At 70.6% G+C, this 15221-nt stretch carries 16 protein-coding genes; 11 read left to right on the top strand and 5 right to left on the bottom strand.

The genetic code is table 11. The features are described 5' to 3' along the window. Positions 1-95 precede the first annotated feature (95 nt). Positions 96-494 (top strand): SseB family protein, encoded by a 399-nt coding sequence (locus tag IE153_RS24600; protein WP_107460221.1) that lies wholly within the window; start codon positions 96-98, stop codon positions 492-494. Here IE153_RS24600 and IE153_RS24595 read toward each other — a convergent pair. The 5 genes from IE153_RS24595 to IE153_RS24575 all read right to left on the bottom strand — a co-directional run bounded on the left by IE153_RS24595 (position 491) and on the right by IE153_RS24575 (position 5297). Then, a complete protein-coding gene (locus IE153_RS24595; RefSeq protein WP_189591983.1) occupies positions 491-916 on the bottom strand; it encodes a MarR family winged helix-turn-helix transcriptional regulator in 426 nt (141 codons plus the stop codon). The two genes, IE153_RS24600 and IE153_RS24595, sit on opposite strands and share 4 nt — an antisense overlap. 151 nt (positions 917-1067) lie before the next feature. After that, the gene (locus IE153_RS24590; protein WP_189591982.1) at positions 1068-2099 is read right to left on the bottom strand and encodes a LacI family DNA-binding transcriptional regulator; all 1032 of its coding nucleotides are present in this window, start codon (positions 2097-2099) and stop codon (positions 1068-1070) included. Further along, positions 2096-3007, bottom strand: a complete 912-nt coding sequence (locus tag IE153_RS24585; protein ID WP_189591981.1) for a carbohydrate ABC transporter permease — start codon at positions 3005-3007, stop codon at positions 2096-2098. The genes IE153_RS24590 and IE153_RS24585 overlap by 4 nt, the downstream gene beginning before the upstream one ends. Continuing rightward, the gene (locus IE153_RS24580; RefSeq protein ID WP_229829147.1) at positions 3004-3981 is read right to left on the bottom strand and encodes a carbohydrate ABC transporter permease; all 978 of its coding nucleotides are present in this window, start codon (positions 3979-3981) and stop codon (positions 3004-3006) included. Before IE153_RS24580 ends, IE153_RS24585 begins: the two co-directional genes overlap by 4 nt. After that, entirely contained in the window at positions 3978-5297 is a 1320-nt protein-coding gene (locus IE153_RS24575) for an ABC transporter substrate-binding protein (protein WP_189591980.1), read from the bottom strand. Before IE153_RS24575 ends, IE153_RS24580 begins: the two co-directional genes overlap by 4 nt. A gap of 183 nt (positions 5298-5480) precedes the next feature. Here IE153_RS24575 and IE153_RS24570 point away from each other — a divergent pair, with 183 nt between their 5' ends. From IE153_RS24570 to IE153_RS24525, 10 genes are all read left to right on the top strand, one after another. Beyond that, positions 5481-7499, top strand: a complete 2019-nt coding sequence (locus IE153_RS24570; protein ID WP_189591979.1) for a beta-galactosidase — start codon at positions 5481-5483, stop codon at positions 7497-7499. 109 nt (positions 7500-7608) lie between these two features. Beyond that, a complete protein-coding gene (locus IE153_RS24565) occupies positions 7609-9168 on the top strand; it encodes a glycoside hydrolase family 53 protein (RefSeq protein ID WP_189591978.1) in 1560 nt (519 codons plus the stop codon). A gap of 185 nt (positions 9169-9353) precedes the next feature. Beyond that, positions 9354-9611, top strand: a complete 258-nt coding sequence (locus tag IE153_RS24560; RefSeq protein WP_189591977.1) for an ArsR/SmtB family transcription factor — start codon at positions 9354-9356, stop codon at positions 9609-9611. Between the two features lie 49 nt (positions 9612-9660). Further along, positions 9661-10620: an SMP-30/gluconolactonase/LRE family protein gene (locus IE153_RS24555; RefSeq protein WP_189591976.1), complete on the top strand. Its 960-nt coding sequence runs from the start codon at positions 9661-9663 to the stop codon at positions 10618-10620. A 194-nt stretch (positions 10621-10814) separates the two neighbouring features. After that, positions 10815-11270, top strand: a complete 456-nt coding sequence (gene crcB, locus IE153_RS24550) for a fluoride efflux transporter CrcB (RefSeq protein WP_189591975.1) — start codon at positions 10815-10817, stop codon at positions 11268-11270. After that, a complete protein-coding gene (locus tag IE153_RS24545) occupies positions 11267-11647 on the top strand; it encodes a DUF190 domain-containing protein (RefSeq protein ID WP_189591974.1) in 381 nt (126 codons plus the stop codon). The genes crcB and IE153_RS24545 overlap by 4 nt, the downstream gene beginning before the upstream one ends. After that, entirely contained in the window at positions 11644-11991 is a 348-nt protein-coding gene (locus IE153_RS24540) for a fluoride efflux transporter FluC (RefSeq protein WP_189591973.1), read from the top strand. The genes IE153_RS24545 and IE153_RS24540 overlap by 4 nt, the downstream gene beginning before the upstream one ends. Before the next feature lie 82 nt (positions 11992-12073). Then, a complete protein-coding gene (locus IE153_RS24535) occupies positions 12074-12910 on the top strand; it encodes an undecaprenyl-diphosphate phosphatase (RefSeq protein WP_189591972.1) in 837 nt (278 codons plus the stop codon). A gap of 175 nt (positions 12911-13085) precedes the next feature. After that, a complete protein-coding gene (locus tag IE153_RS24530) occupies positions 13086-13763 on the top strand; it encodes a FadR/GntR family transcriptional regulator (protein ID WP_030844483.1) in 678 nt (225 codons plus the stop codon). Further along, positions 13760-15202 carry an amino acid permease gene (locus IE153_RS24525; RefSeq protein WP_189591971.1) on the top strand — a complete coding sequence of 481 codons (1443 nt, stop codon included), beginning with the start codon at positions 13760-13762 and terminating at the stop codon, positions 15200-15202. The genes IE153_RS24530 and IE153_RS24525 overlap by 4 nt, the downstream gene beginning before the upstream one ends. Positions 15203-15221: the final 19 nt, after the last annotated feature.

The following is a 15221-nucleotide window of genomic DNA, read 5'->3' as shown; positions in this document are numbered from 1 at the left end:
GTTGCCCCGTTGCCGTTCGGGTACGCGAGCAGGAACGCACCCGGGCGGATCATGCCCGGGTGGGCCGCACGACCGCCGCTACCAGGGAATCTGCCATGGAGACACCCGCAAACGACCCCACGCCCACGCCCGCCCAGCGGGCTTTGGACGTCCTCTCCGAGAACACCGAGGACACGGCGGCTCTGGACGCGCTCGCCAACAGCGACGTGCTCATCCCCGTGCCCGACGACGCCAACGACTCCGACGCCGCCAACCCCTCGGCGGTGGCGCTTCCGGTGCTGGAACAGCCGGGCGGCGAACCGGTGGTGCCCGTGTTCACCTCCGAGGTGGAGATGGCCGGGCTGCTGCCGTTCGTTTCCCGCTACCGCCTGGTGCCCCTCGGCGCCCTCGCCGCACAGTGGCCGGCCGACGACCTGTCGCTCACCATCGACGGCAGCTCCGAGCACCGCCTGACACTGACCTCGGAGGGAGTCCGCACCCTGCTGGCGCGCTAGCGGGGCGACCGACCCGATCCGGGCCTGGGCGGCTCTCCGCCCAGCGTCCGGGACAGGGCTGCCCGCTGCAGCGGCAGCACCTCGGCGTGCAGGTCACGGCCCCTGGGCGTCAGAGAGACCCACACCCCCCGCCGGTCCTCCATGCACACGGACCGCGTCACCAGCCCGTCCTTCTCCAGCCGGGCGATCAGCCGCGACAGCGCGCTCTGACTGAGATGGACCCGCCCCACGAGGTTTTGGACCCGGCACTGCTCGCCCTCTTCGGGCGCCGCGGTCGCGAGCATGTCCAGCACCTCGAAGTCGGAGGCGCCGAGACCGTGCGGATGAAGCGCCCGGTCGATCTCACACATCGTGCGGGCGTGCGCCGACAGGATGTCCCGCCACCGGTCCTCGAGCTGCCCACCAGCCGTTTTCGACGCCATAGGGGAACGGTAACACCGGTGCAGGGTTCAATGACCGTGCATGGAGTGCGGGCTCGCGGCTGCCGGCCCGAGGCTCATGGAACACGCCCTCGCCGCTCCGGCCTCAAGGCTCATGGAGCACGGTCTCCCGGCTCCACCCCCCTCCGGGGCCCTACGTCGACTCCCGCTTCACCAGCTCCGTAGGCAGGATCACCGCCGCCGGATCCTCGCCGCCGATCTGCGCGAGCAGCACCCGCACCATCTCGTTGCTGATGCGGTCCCACGGCTGCCGGATCGTCGTCAGCTCGGGGCTGGAGGCCACGGCCGCCGGGGAGTCGTCGAACCCGCCGACCGCCACGTCCTGCGGCACCCGCCGTCCGGCCCGCTGCAGGGCCGCGAGCACGCCCTGCGCCATCAGGTCGGAGGCCACGAACACCGCGTCGATGTCCGAGGCCTGCGCCAGCAGCCGCTCGGCACCCGCCTCGCCGCTCGCCCGGCTGTAATCACCGGAGACGACCAGCCGCTCGTCGTACTCCAGGCCCGCCTGTGCGAGCACCTCCCGGTAGCCGGCGAGGCGCTCGACACCGCCTGGCGTGTCCAGCGGACCGGTCACCGTACCCACCCGGCGCCGCCCGAGCGACAGCAGGTGACGCACCATGTCACGGGCCCCGTCCCGGTCGTCGGCGGCCACATAACTCACCTTGGAGGCCAGCCCGATCGGCTTCCCGCACGCGACCAGCGGCACCCCCGCCTCGCGCAGCCGCTCGGCGACCGGATCACCGGAGTGACTGGAGACCAGCAGCACCCCGTCGACGTGCCCGGCCGTGATGTACCGCGTGATGCGCCGCCGTTCGTCCTCGGTCCCCGCCAGCATCAGCAGCAGCGGAATGTCGTGCGCGGCCAGCGCCTGGGTGCAGCCGCGCAGCAGGACGTTGAAGTTGGGGTCCTCGAAGAACCGCTCCTGCGGCTCCGTGAGCAGGAAGCCGATCGAGTCGGACCGCCCGGTGATCAGGGACCGGGCATGCCGGTTGACCACGTAACCCGTCCTGCGGATGGCCGCGTTGACCGCCTCCTGGGCGGCAGGACTGACGTAGTGGCCACCGTTCAGCACGCGCGAGACGGTGCCGCGCGAGACGCCCGCCTCGCGTGCCACGTCATGGATCGTGGGCGGCCTGCGCCTGCCTCCCGTAGCGTTCACGGTCACGACTTTACGGCTCCCGAGAGCAGATCCAGACTCCAGAACCGCTGGATGACCAGGAAGAGGGCGACCAGCGGCAACACCGCGAGGAAGGCTCCGGTGATCACCAGGGTGTACAGGGCCGGGGTGTTGGCGCCCTGCTCCAGCAACGTGAACAGGCCGAGCGTGATCGGGAACTTCTCGTCGTCGCTGAGCATGATGTACGGGAGCAGGAAGTTGTTCCAGATCGCCACGAACTGGAACAGGAACACCGTCACCATCCCGGGGATCATCATCGGCAGCGCGATCCGGGTGAAGATCCGCCACTCGCTCGCCCCGTCCATGCGTCCCGCCTCGACCACGTCGGCGGGCACCGCGGCGGCGGCGTAGATCCGCGCGAGGTAGACGCCGTACGGGAAGAGGATCTGCGGCAGCAGGACGGACAGGTAGGAGTCGGTGAGGTCGGCCTGCGCGAGCAGCAGGTACTGCGGGACGGCCAGGATCACCGGCGGCATCAGCACGCCGGCGAGCAGCACGTTGAAGATCGTCTCGCGGCCGCGGAAGCGGTAGGTCGCGAGCGCGTAGCCGCTGACCGCCGACACGCACGTCGACAGCAGGGCCCCGAGGCCGGCGTACAGGGCGGAGTTGGCCATCCACTGCCAGTAGACGCCGTCGCGGTAGGCGGTCAGGTCCCGGACATTGTCGGCGAAGCCGGTGCCCGGCAGGAACGTGAAGGTGGAGAACAGCTCACGCCCGGACTTGGTGGCGGCGATGACCACCCAGGCGACCGGCAGCAGGCAGTAGAGCGCGCCCAGCAGCAGGGTGACCGTGGGGACCAGGGCGATCCGGCGGCGCAGCGGTGGGCGGCGGTCCTGGGCCGTGCCGGGCGTGCTGCCCGCCCTCGGCTCTGCCTGGGGGACGGCGAGGGAGCTCATCGGGCGGCCTCCTGCTTCTGGCGACGGTTCACGGCCCGCAGGAAGCCGAAGGAGAGGAGGAGCGTGGCGAAGGCGATGATCACGGCCTGCGCCGCGGCTCCGTGGATGTCACCTTCGCCGAAGGCGTCCCGGTACACCTTCATCAGCGGACTCCACGTCGTGGACACGGAGTTGGTGAGCGGCTTGAGGGTGGTCGGCTCGTTGAACATCTGGAGCGTCGCGATGATCGAGAAGAAGCAGGTCAGCACCAGTGAGGGCGCCACCATCGGGATCTTGATGCGCAACGCGATCTGCGTCGGGGTGGCGCCGTCGAGCTTCGCGGCCTCGTACACCTCCGCCGGGATCGCCCGGAGCGAGGTGTAGATGACGATCATGTTGAAGCCGGTGCCGCCCCACACCGCGATGTTCGACAGGGCGAGGTACAGCGGCCCGCCGTCCAGCAGGTCCGGCTGGGGCATCCCGAGCTGGTCGAGCACGTAGGAGAAGGGGCTGACGTCCGGCAGGTAGAGGAAGCCCCAGAGCAGGGCGGCCACCACGCCGGGGATGGCGTACGGCAGGAAGATCGCGAGCCGGGTGACGGGCGCGAGCCGCACCTTCTCCGAGTCGAGCATCAGCGCGAACAGCAGGGCGAGGCCGAGCATGACGGGCACGACGATGCACCCGTAGCCGAGCACCCGCAGGGCGCCGTGCAGCAGTTCGCTGTCGGAGAGGGCGTCGGTGTAGTTCTCCAGACCCGCCCAGACCTCTCTGCGGGCGCCGGAGCCGAGACCGAGGCCCGAGACCTTGACCTTGCGGAAGCTGAGCCAGAGCGCGTAGCCGATGGGCAGGGCGAAGAACAGGGCGAAGAGGAGGGTGGCTGGGAGGAGGAAAAAGTAGGGGGCGCTTCGCGCTCGTTCGAGGGTGGTGGTGGGAGACGGGTGGGCGTACGGGGCGCCCTTCACCCCGTACGACTGCCGGCGTGCCGTGCTTTTCACGGAGCGACCTCGAAGCCCTGCTTCTTCATGTCGGCGACGGTGTCGGCCTGCATCTCGTCCAGGGCGGCGCCGAAGTCGGACTTGCTCTTCGCGGCGGCGCCGAAGGTGTCCTTGAACGTGGTGTAGGCGACGTTGACGTTCGGGCCCCAGGCGGAGGGCGCGGTGGTCTCGGCGATGTCGGCGGCCTTGCGGTAGAAGTCGGCCTGGTGGGAGAAGTAGGCCGGCGGCTTGAGGAAGGCGCCGCTGGTCTGGGCGTTGGTGGCGGCCGGGTAGATGCCGCTCTCCTTCGCCAGCGCGTTGAGGGCCTCGCTGTCGGTGTTCAGCCAGGTGGCGAACTTCGCGGCGGCCGCCTGGTGCTTGGAGTCGGTGGTGACGGCGGTGGAGGAGCCGCCCCAGCTGCCGGTGCGGTTCTCGCTCACGGACCACTGGGGGAGCGGGGCCATGGCCCACTTGCCCTTGGTGTCGGGTGCGGCGGTGGTCAGGGTGCCCGGTGCCCACACGGCGCTGACCCACGCGATCTGCTTGCCGGTGTTGAGCGCCTTGTTCCAGGCCGGGGTGTACATCGGCTGGTTGTCGATGGCGCCCTCCTTCACCAGGCCGCCCCAGAACTTCGCGACCTTCTGGGTGGCCGCGTCGTCGATGGAGACCTTCCACTGGTCGCCGGAGGTCGTCCACCACTTGGCGCCGGCCTGCTGGGCGAGGCCCGCGAAGAGGCCGGAGTCGTTGGCGGAGAAGGTGGTGAGGTCCTTGCCGGGGGCCGCCTTCTTCAGCTTCCGGGCGGTCTCGGCGAACTCGTCCCAGGTCGTCGGCACCGTCAGGCCGTACTGCTTGAACAGGTCCTCGCGGTAGTAGAACATCATCGGCCCGATGTCCTGCGGGACCGCGTACACCGCGTCGGTGCCGAGCGTGGTCTGCTGCCAGACACCGCCGGCGAACTCGTCCTCGGCCCCGCCGACGTGCTTCGAGATGTCCGCGAGCGCGTCGTTGCTGACCAGTGTGGGCAGCGCCTGGTACTCGGCCTGCACCAGGTCGGGTGCCTTGCCGGCCTTGTGCGCGGTGAGGATCTTGGTGACCAGCGTGTCACCGGACGCCTGCTTCTTCACCGTGACGGTGATCTGGTCCTTCTTGCCCGGCCCCTTGTTCCACAGGTCCACGACCTTGTCCATGCCGGGCGTCCAGGTCCAGTACGTCAGCGAGGCCGGCCCCGACTCGGTCTCGCTGTCCGCGGATTCCGAGCCACAGGCGGCGAGGGTGGTGGCGCCGAGGGCGATGGCGACGGCGGTTCTCACGAGGCGGCGGCGCTTCGTGTACGGCATGGATCTCTCCCCTGACCTGGGGTCCTCGCCTGCTGCGAGGACCTGCCATGCTTCTGTGAGCGTTCACAGTAGAGAAACATCCCGGACACTTGTCAATGGTTGTTGCTGTGCGGTTATGTTGGCCTCCGCGCCGCATCGGCGTGTGTGCACGTTCCCAAATTTTCGACCACCGGGAGACCATCCATGCCGGAGACCACCCCCAGGGGCCTCACCAGGCTCGCCTTCGGTGGGGACTACAACCCCGAGCAGTGGCCGGAAAGCGTCTGGCAGGAGGACGTCCGGCTGATGCGGGAGGCCGGCGTCACCCTGGTGAGCGTCGGGATCTTCTCCTGGGCCCTGCTGGAGCCCTCACCCGGTCGCTACGACTTCGGCTGGCTCGACCGGCTCCTGGACCTGCTGCACGAGCACGGCATCCGCGTCGACCTCGGCACCCCCACCGTCGTACCGCCCGTCTGGTTCTACCGGGCCCACCCCGAGGCGCTGCCGGTGACCGCCGAGGGCGTGCGGTACGAGTTCGGCTCCCGGGCGGCCATCTGCCACAGCAACGCCGACTACCGCGAGGCCGCGGCCTCCATCACGCGGAAGCTCGCCGAACGCTACGGCGACCACCCGGCGCTGGCGATGTGGCACGTCCACAACGAGTACGGCGTCCCCGTCTCCGCCTGCTACTGCGCGTCCTGCGCCGCCCACTTCCGCCGCTGGCTGGCGACCACGTACGGCACGGTCGACGCGGTCAACGAGGCCTGGGGCACGGCCTTCTGGGGCCAGCGCTACGGCGACCTCGAGGACATCAACCCGCCCCGCCTCACCCCCGCGGCCGTCAACCCCGCCCAGGCGCTGGACTACAAGCGGTTCGCCGACGCCACCATGCGCGAGAACTTCGTCGCGGAGCGGGACATCCTGCACCGCCTCTCGCCCGGCGTCCCGGTCACCACCAACTTCATGACGGCGCTGAGCCAGTGCGACTCCGTCGACTACTGGGCCTGGGGCCGCGAGGTCGACCTCGTCACCAACGACCACTACCTGATCACCGACGGCCGCCGCACCCACGTCAACCTGGCGATGGCCGCGGACCTCACGCGGTCCGTCGCGGGCGGCGCCCCCTGGCTGCTGCTGGAGCACTCCACCTCGGGTGTCAACTGGCAGCCCCGCAACCCCGCCAAGGCCCCCGGCCAGATGGCCCGCAACTCCCTTGCCCATGTGGCGCGCGGTTCCGAGGGCGCCCTGTTCTTCCAGTGGCGCCAGTCCCGGCGCGGCGCCGAGAAGTTCCACTCGGCGATGGTCCCGCACGGCGGCACCGACACCCGCGTGTGGCGCGAGGTCGTCGAACTCGGCGCTTCCGTCGAGGCGTTGAGCGAGATCCGCGGCACCCGCACCGAGGCCGACGTGGCCGTGCTGTGGGACTGGCACTCCTGGTGGGCGCAGAACCTCGACTGGCGCCCCAGTGTCGACCACGAGGCCCGCGAGCGCGCCGACGCCTTCTACGAGGCCCTCTACGACCGCCACCTCACCGTCGACTTCGCCCACCCGGAAGCCGACTTGTCGAGGTATCCCCTTGTCGTCGTACCGGCCCTGTACCTCATGACGGAGGCGGCCGGGCGCAACCTGAAGGCGTACGTCGAGAACGGCGGCACGCTCGTCGTCTCGTACTTCTCCGGCATCGTCGACGAGCACGACGCCGTCCACGAGGGCGCCTACCCGGGCCCGCTGCGGGACGTCCTCGGCCTCACCGTCGAGGAGTTCTCCCCGCTGCTGCCCGGCGAACGGGTGTGCGTCACCGGCCCGGACGGGGCCGAGCTGGCCGCCGACGTGTGGACGGAGTTCGTGGTGCCGCGCGGCGCGGAGACCGTCCTGACCTACGCCGACGGCCTCACCGCCGGTCTGCCCGCCGTCACCCGGCACCGTCTCGGCGAGGGCACCGCCTGGTACGTCTCCACCCGGCTCGGCGCCGACGGCCTCGACGCGCTGCTCGGCCGGGCGGGCGAGGACGCGCGGCTCGCCCCGCGCGATCTGCCCCAGGACGTCGAAGTGGTCCGGCGCGCGGGCGCGTCGGGCACCTACCTGTTCGCGGTCAACCACACCGGCTCGGACGTCAAGGTGCCGCTGGAGGCCGCGGGCACCGAGCTGCTGACCGGTGAACCCGCCACGGGCCGCCTGGCCGTCCCGGCCGGAGCCGTCCGGGTCGTCCGGCTCGACGGCTGATCCGACTCCCTCCGCCCGCGCGTGCCACGAGCCGCGGGCGGAGGGTCCTCACCTGCCCCCGGGTGAGGAGCGCCTCCCCACCCCCACGTCGAAGGGACGACGGACGACGATGTTCCATCCCAGACGCACCCTCAGGGCCCTGCTGCTCCCGCTCGCCGCGGGCCTTGCCCTCACCGCCCTGCCCGCCGGCACCGCCCACGCCGCGAGCACCCTTGCCAACGGCGGCTTCGAAGCCGACGGTGCGGGCGTCGCGACCCCGAGCGGCTGGTCCGAATACGGCGACACCGGCGCCTCGTTCGCCGAGTCCGGCGGCCACTCCGGCAGCCACCGCCTCAGCCACTGGTCCTCGTCGGCCTACAAGGTGGAGACGTACCAGTACCTGTCCGGGCTCACCAACGGGAACTACCGGCTCACGGCCTGGGTCCGCTCCGGCGGCGGGCAGAAGTCGGCGTACCTCGCGCTGAAGAACTGCGGCGGCGCCGAACAGCGCACCGACCTGCCGGTCTCGGCAAGCGGCTGGCTCCGGATCGTCGTGCCTGTCCAGGTGACCGCCGGACAGTGCACGATCAGCGTCAGCAGCGACGCGAACGCGGGCAACTGGATCAACGTCGACGACCTGACCTTCACGTCCGGCACGTCCGGTACGTCGATCAAGGGTGCCGACGTCTCGTCGCTGGCCAAGAGCGAGGCCAAGGGCGGCGTCTACCGGAACACCTCGGGCGCCGCCGCCGACCCCCTGGCCGTCCTCAAGTCGAACGGCATGAACTACGCGCGCCTCAAGGTCTGGGTGAATCCGGCCGACGGCTACAACAACAAGGCCCGCGTCCTGGCCACGGCCAAGCGCGTCAAGGCACAGGGCATGAAGCTGCTGGTCGACTTCCACTACTCGGACTTCTGGGCGGACCCGGGACGCCAGGACAAGCCCGCCGCCTGGGCCGGACACACATACGGTCAACTGAAGACGGACGTGTACAACCACACGTACGACGTGCTGAACGCCCTGAAGGCGCAGGGCACCACCGCCGACATGGTCCAGGTCGGCAACGAGATCAACGGCGGCATGCTCTGGAACGAGGGATCCACCTCCAACTGGACGCAGCTGGCCGCTCTGCTCAACACCGGCTACGACGCCGTCAAGGCGGTCAGCTCCTCCACCACCGTGGCCCTGCACCTCGCCGAGGGCGGTGACCTGGAGGGCACCCGCTGGTGGTTCGACAGCGCACGCTCCCACGGCGTGAAGTTCGACGCGATCGGCCTGTCGTTCTACGGCTACTGGCACGGCACGCTGGCCGACTTCCAGACGACCCTCGACGACGCGGCAGCCCGCTACGGCAAGCCGGTCTTCGTCGCCGAGACCGCCTACCCGTTCCGTCTGGACAGCGAGGACGCGCACGAGAACATCATCGACACCGGCGGCGAACTCGTCGGCGGCTACCCGGCGAGCGTGGCCGGTCAGACGCGGTGGATGAACGACATGATGAGCATCGTGGAGGCCGTCCCGAACGGCCGCGGGCTCGGCGCCTTCTACTGGGAGGCGACCTGGACCGCGGTCGGCGGCAACGGCTGGGACCCGACCGACGCGGCGTCCGGCAACGCCTGGGAGAACCAGGCGCTGTTCGGCTACGACGACCGGGCGCTCCCGTCGATGTCCTGGTTCCGGCACCGCTGAGTCCACCGCGGGCGGGGCCCGGCTTCCCGGGCCCCGCCCTCTCGTCGCTCGTCTGTCCGAACTCCGCTCCTCGGCAGGGAAGTTCGGTATCGGTCAACGATGCCGAAGCCCGGACGCGGCGGCGTCGGCTGCGAGACAGTGGGAAGACTCGGTGAGAGGGCGAAGCCGCGAGGCAGGGGCACGACATGCTGAGGACACCCACGGACGAGACGCGGCTGCGCATCCTGGCCTGGCTGAAGGAACCCGGTCCCGCGGCGGACGGTGTCACCGCGGACGCCGTCGCCGAGCGGTTTTCGATGCCGCGCCCGGTCGCCGTCACCCATCTGCGGCTGCTGGAGGCGACCGGCATGCTGCGCACCAGCAGGTCCGCGGGCCGGGTGCACTACCACCGCGACGACATGCGGATCGCGGAAGTCGCCCGGATGTTTGAGAAGGGCTGGTAGGCGACCCGGTACACCGGTATCGCCCCCGATGGTGAAGGACACCCGCGCAATGGACCGTCCCACGGCACTCGTACCCCGCCACTACGTCGCGGTGGGCCCCGGCCCCGAGGACGTGGTCGCCGACCCGCGCGGCCGCGTCCTCACCGGCGTCGCGGACGGCCGCATTCTGCGCCTCGACGCCCTCGCCGACCCGGTCGCGGCCCGCGTCGAGGTGATCGCCGAGACCGGCGGCAGGCCGCTCGGGCTCGAACTCCTCCCGGACGGCGACCTGCTGGTGTGCGACGCCGAACGCGGACTCCTGCGCGTCGACACCGGCGACGGCACGGTCCGGATCCTCGCCGACTCGGTGGCGGGGGAGCCACTGCGCTTCTGCAGCAACGCCGTGGCCCTCTCCGACGGCAGCGTCTACTTCACCGTGTCCAGCCGCCGTTACCCGCTGGAGCAGTGGATCGGCGACATCGTCGAACACACCGGTACGGGACGGCTGCTGCGGCTCGCCCCCGGCGCGGACGCACCCGAGGTGGTGCTGGACGGGCTGCAGTTCGCCAACGGCATCGCGGTCGGCGCGGACGAGTCCTTCCTCGTCGTCGCCGAGACCGGTGCCTGCCGGCTGCTGCGCCTCTGGCTCACCGGGCCGAAGGCAGGGCGGAGCGAGCCGTTCGCCGAGAACCTCCCGGGCATGCCCGACAACCTCTGGCGCGGCGCGCCCGACGGACCGATCTGGGTCGCGCTCGCCGGCCCCCGCGTCCCGGCCCTCGACCTGTTCCACCGCAGCGCGCCCGGCGTCCGCGCCGCCGCCGCGCGCCTGGCCGTACACGCCCCGTTCCGGCCCACCGGCGCGATCGCCGTCCAGGCCTTCGACGACGAGGGCCGCGTCGTGCACCACCTCGCCCGCCGCCGCTCCGGCTACCGCATGCCCACCAGCGTCTGCGAAGCGGGCGGGCACCTGATCCTCGGCAGCATCCGGGAACGGGGCGTGGCGGTCTGCGAGCCGCCCGCGGCGAAGTGACCCGCACCCGCCCGCCTCGGAGTGACCCCGCCCCGCCCCCGGGGTTAACCTGAACTCCGGCCGCGACCCCGTCGCGGCGCGGCGGTGGGGCCCGCCGTACCCGAACCGCGGCAAGCACGCCGCCAACGGTCCCTACTTGCGACGGCACGCGCCCGTGCGACCCCGGGCCCCGGCGAGTAGGAGACGGACACCCCATGACAGCCGGCGAAGGCCTCCGCGTTCCTGCGACCGCGCCCCACCCGTCCCCCTGGCGTGCCCAGGCGCCCGTCGTCGCGGTCGTCTCGCTCGGCGGGGGAGTGGGCGCGACCGCCCGGTACGCGGCCTCCCTCTGGTGGCCCACATCCCCGGGCGGATTCCCCTGGACGACCCTCGGGATCAATATCGCCGGCTGCGCCGTGATCGGCGTGTTCATGGTGGTCATCACCGAGATCCGGACCGCCCACCCCCTGGTCCGGCCCTTCTTCGGCACCGGAGTCCTGGGCGGCTTCACCACGTTCTCGACGTACGCCGTCGACATCCAGAAACTCATCGACGGCGGCCGTCCCGGCCCCGGGCTGGCCTACCTCGCCGTGACCCCGCTCGCGGCGCTCACGGCGGTGTGGCTCGCGGCCGGGACGACCCGCCGTGTCCTGAAAGGGAGGCGACGATGACGAGGCTGACCGGCAGGGCCCTGCGCCTGACCGTTTTCGTCGGCGAGCGCGACACCTGGCACCACAGGCCCCTCTACTCGGAGATCGTCCACCGCGCCCACGCGGCGGGACTCGCGGGTGCCAGCGTCTTCCGCGGCATCGAGGGCTTCGGCGCCTCCTCCCTGATCCATACCTCGCGGCTGCTGTCCCTGAGCGAGGACCTGCCGGTCGCCGTGGTGATCGTCGACACCGAGCCACGGGTCCGCGCGTTCCTGCCGCAGCTCGACGAACTGGTCACCGAGGGGCTGGTGACACTCGACGACTGCGAGGTCATCCGGTACGCCGGCCGGGACGGCACGCCCGGCGGGGCGGACACGAAGGGTAAGAACTCGTTGTGAACTGGCTGCTGGTAGTCGGCGGCGCCCTGGTCGGTGCCCCGCTGCGCTACCTCACCGACCGGGCGGTCCAGGCGCGGCACGACTCGGTCTTCCCCTGGGGCACCCTCACCGTGAACGTCACCGGCTCCCTGATCCTCGGCCTGCTCACCGGAGCCGCCACCCACCTCCAGCTGCTGCTCGGCACCGGCCTGTGCGGGGCCCTCACGACGTACTCGACGTTCTCCTACGAGACGCTGCGGCTGGCGGAGACCGGGGCGCGACTGCAGGCCGGCCTCAACGTCGCGGTCAGTGTGACGGCCGGTGTCGCCGCGGCCTTCGCGGGGGCGGCACTGGCGCGTCTGTGAGGCGCGTCCATGAGATCCGTTCTCGTCCGGGTGTAGTAAGACGGTCCCCTCCGCTCCCGCCCCCCGAGCAGAACTGGATCCCATGAGCGTCATCAGCGTCGGTCAGGCCGTCGTCCTCGGAGCCGTCGAGGGGGTGACCGAGTTCCTGCCCGTCTCCTCCACCGGGCATCTGAAGATCGTCGAGGGACTGATGGGGATCCCCGTCGACGACGATGCGGTGGTCGGGTTCTCGGCCGTCATCCAGGTCGGCGCGATCGCCGCGGTGCTCGTGTACTTCTTCAAGGACATCGTGCGGATCGTCTCCGCCTGGGGGAGGGGCCTGCGCGACCGCGAGGAGCGGTACCACCACGACTACAAGTTCGCCTGGTGGGTCATCTGCGCGACCATCCCGATCGTCGCTGTTGGGCTGGCCGCCAAGCCGCTCATCGAGGGCCCGCTCGCCTCGCTGTGGGTCGTCGCCGGCTCGCTGATCGTCGGCAGCGGCGTGATGTGGGCGGCGGACCAGATGGGCCGGCACAAGCGCGGCGAGGACGACACCTCGTTCAAGGACGCGATGCTGGTCGGCAGCTCCCAGATCCTCGCCCTGCTCTTCCCCGGCTTCTCCCGCTCAGGCGCCACCATGTCCACCGCGCTCATCCTCGACCTGGACCGCGTCGCCGCCACCCGCCTCTCCTTCTTCCTCGGCATCCCCGCCCTGACCGGCGCCGGCCTCTACGAGCTCAAGGACGCCCTGGGCACGGGGGCGGGCGCCGCGCCGCTCGCCGTCGGCACGGTCGTCTCCTTCGTCGTGGCGTACGCCTCCATCGCCTGGCTGCTGAAGTTCGTCGCCAAGCACTCGTTCAACGCGTTCGTGATCTACCGGATCGTGGTGGGCGTGCTGCTGTTCGGGCTGCTCGGAGCAGGTGTGCTGCACGGTTGAGTGGTCTGCCGGGAGGCGCCGTCGGCTGTCTGCGGCGCCATCGTGGCTTGTCGCGCAGTTCCCCGCGCCCCTGGGGGCGCCCTCTTGACAGCCGCCTTCCGTCGGCCGGAGTATCTCTCCCGTGAACCTGTCAGACAGCCGGACAGCCGGACAGCCCGTGCGACGCGTCAGTGCCATGGAAGCGGTGCTGGCGTACCTGCGCGGCGCCATCGAACGGGGCGAATACGCCATCGGCGACAAGCTCCCCTCCGAGGCGGAACTGTGCCGCACCCTCGAGGTCTCGCGGCCGGTGCTGCGCGAGGCGCTGCGGGCACTGCAGACCATGGGTCTGACCGTGTCCCGGACCGGCAAGGGCACCTTCGTCGTCGCCAGCACCGTCGAGGACCCCACCTTCGGGGACTACGCGGCCAGCGACCTGCTGGAGGTGCGCCGCCATGTCGAGATCCCGGTCGCCGGGTACGCGGCCCGGCGCCGCACCCCGGAGAACCTCGACCACCTGGCCCACCTGCTGGACCGGATGGAGCGGGAGACGGACACCACCGCGTGGGTCGCCATGGACACGCTGTTCCATCTCGCCGTGGCCGAGGCCGCCCAGAACCCGGTCTTCCGCCGGGTCATCGAGGAGATCCGGGACGCGCTGGCCCGCCAGTCGGCCTTCCTCAACGAGCTGGGCGGCCGCCGCGAGCAGTCCAACCGCGAGCACCGGGCGATCGTCGAGGCGCTGATCGACGGTTCCGAGAACGACGCGGTGGAGGCCATGGCCCACCACCTCGACCGCGTCGAGACGACCCTCACCGACATCGTGCGTTCATCGCGCACGGACACCCCCACGGAAGGCGGACCCGAGGCGTGAGCGAGCAGTCCCTGCACAACGAGGTGCAGAAACGTTCCGTCCATGTCGATGCCGGAGACGAGGGCTACAGCAAGTCGCTGAAGTCCCGGCACGTCAACATGATCGCCATCGGCGGAGCGATCGGCACCGGCCTCTTCCTCGGCGCGGGCGGACGCCTCGCCGACGCCGGCCCCTCCCTCTTCATCGCCTACGCGGTCTGCGGCCTCTTCGCCTTCCTCGTCGTGCGCGCGCTCGGCGAACTCGTGCTGTACCGGCCCTCCTCCGGCGCCTTCGTCTCCTACGCACGCGAGTTCATGGGGGAGAAGGGCGCCTACACCGCCGGTTGGATGTACTTCCTCAACTGGGCGACCACCGGCATCGCCGACATCACCGCCGTCGCCACCTACACCCACTACTGGGGCATGTTCTCCGACATACCCCAGTGGGTGATCGCGCTGATCGCGCTGGCGGTCGTCCTCACCGTCAACCTGATCTCGGTGAAGATCTTCGGCGAGCTGGAATTCTGGTTCGCGATCGTCAAGGTCGGCGCGCTGGTCGTCTTCATGTGCATCGGCATCTTCCTGCTGGTCACCCAGCACCCCGTCGACGGCCACACCCCCGGCCCGTCCCTGATCGGCGACAGCGGCGGTGTCTTCCCGCACGGCCTGCTGCCCATGCTGCTGATCATCCAGGGCGTCGTCTTCGCCTACGCCTCCGTCGAGCTGGTCGGCGTCGCCGCGGGTGAGACCGAGAACCCCGAGAAGATCATGCCGAAGGCGATCAACTCGATCATGTGGCGCGTCGGCGTGTTCTACGTCGGCTCGGTCGTGCTGCTGTCGATGCTGCTGCCGTGGAACAAGTACACCGCCGGCGAGAGCCCCTTCGTGACGGTGCTGTCCAACATCGGCATCCCGGCGGCCGGCGGCGTGATGAACCTCGTCGTCCTCACGGCCGCCATGTCCTCCCTCAACTCCGGCCTGTACTCCACCGGCCGCATCCTGCGCTCCATGGCCATGTCCGGATCCGCGCCCAGGTTCACCTCCGTGATGAGCCGCAGCCAGGTCCCCTACGGCGGCATCCTGCTCACCAGCGGCATCTGCGTCCTGGGCGTCGGACTCAACTTCGTCGTGCCCGCCGAGGCGTTCGAGATCGTGCTGAACTTCGCCGCGATCGGCATCCTCGCCACCTGGGGCATGATCATGCTCTGTCACCTCCTCTTCTGGCAGAAGACCCAGAAGGGCGAGCTGACCCGCCCGGGCTACCGGCTCCCGGGCTCCCCCTGGACCGAGATCGTGACGCTGGCCTTCCTCGCCTCCGTCCTGGTCCTCATGTACGCCGACGGCGGCGCGGGACGCACCACCGTGCTGTGCCTGCCGCTGATCGTCGGAGCACTGGTCGCCGGATGGTTCGGCATCCGCGGCCGTATCGCGCGCAAGTCCACCACCGGAGCCGACGCGTGAGGAACGCGCCGCTCCACGA

This window comes from Streptomyces massasporeus (assembly GCF_014648995.1).
GTDB lineage: Bacteria > Actinomycetota > Actinomycetes > Streptomycetales > Streptomycetaceae > Streptomyces > Streptomyces massasporeus.
This window is presented reverse-complemented; position numbering and strand designations above follow the sequence as displayed.

Excerpts from the sequence above, each read along its gene's own strand:
- IE153_RS24600 (WP_107460221.1), top strand. The coding sequence starts at position 96 with ATGGAGACACCCGCAAACGACCCCACGCCCACGCCCGCCCAGCGGGCT.
- IE153_RS24595 (WP_189591983.1), bottom strand. The coding sequence starts at position 916 with ATGGCGTCGAAAACGGCTGGTGGGCAGCTCGAGGACCGGTGGCGGGAC.
- IE153_RS24585 (WP_189591981.1), bottom strand. The coding sequence starts at position 3,007 with ATGAGCTCCCTCGCCGTCCCCCAGGCAGAGCCGAGGGCGGGCAGCACG.
- IE153_RS24575 (WP_189591980.1), bottom strand. The coding sequence starts at position 5,297 with ATGCCGTACACGAAGCGCCGCCGCCTCGTGAGAACCGCCGTCGCCATC.
- IE153_RS24570 (WP_189591979.1), top strand. The coding sequence starts at position 5,481 with ATGCCGGAGACCACCCCCAGGGGCCTCACCAGGCTCGCCTTCGGTGGG.
- IE153_RS24565 (WP_189591978.1), top strand. The coding sequence starts at position 7,609 with ATGTTCCATCCCAGACGCACCCTCAGGGCCCTGCTGCTCCCGCTCGCC.
- IE153_RS24560 (WP_189591977.1), top strand. The coding sequence starts at position 9,354 with ATGCTGAGGACACCCACGGACGAGACGCGGCTGCGCATCCTGGCCTGG.
- IE153_RS24555 (WP_189591976.1), top strand. The coding sequence starts at position 9,661 with ATGGACCGTCCCACGGCACTCGTACCCCGCCACTACGTCGCGGTGGGC.
- crcB (WP_189591975.1), top strand. The coding sequence starts at position 10,815 with ATGACAGCCGGCGAAGGCCTCCGCGTTCCTGCGACCGCGCCCCACCCG.
- IE153_RS24545 (WP_189591974.1), top strand. The coding sequence starts at position 11,267 with ATGACGAGGCTGACCGGCAGGGCCCTGCGCCTGACCGTTTTCGTCGGC.
- IE153_RS24535 (WP_189591972.1), top strand. The coding sequence starts at position 12,074 with ATGAGCGTCATCAGCGTCGGTCAGGCCGTCGTCCTCGGAGCCGTCGAG.
- IE153_RS24530 (WP_030844483.1), top strand. The coding sequence starts at position 13,086 with ATGGAAGCGGTGCTGGCGTACCTGCGCGGCGCCATCGAACGGGGCGAA.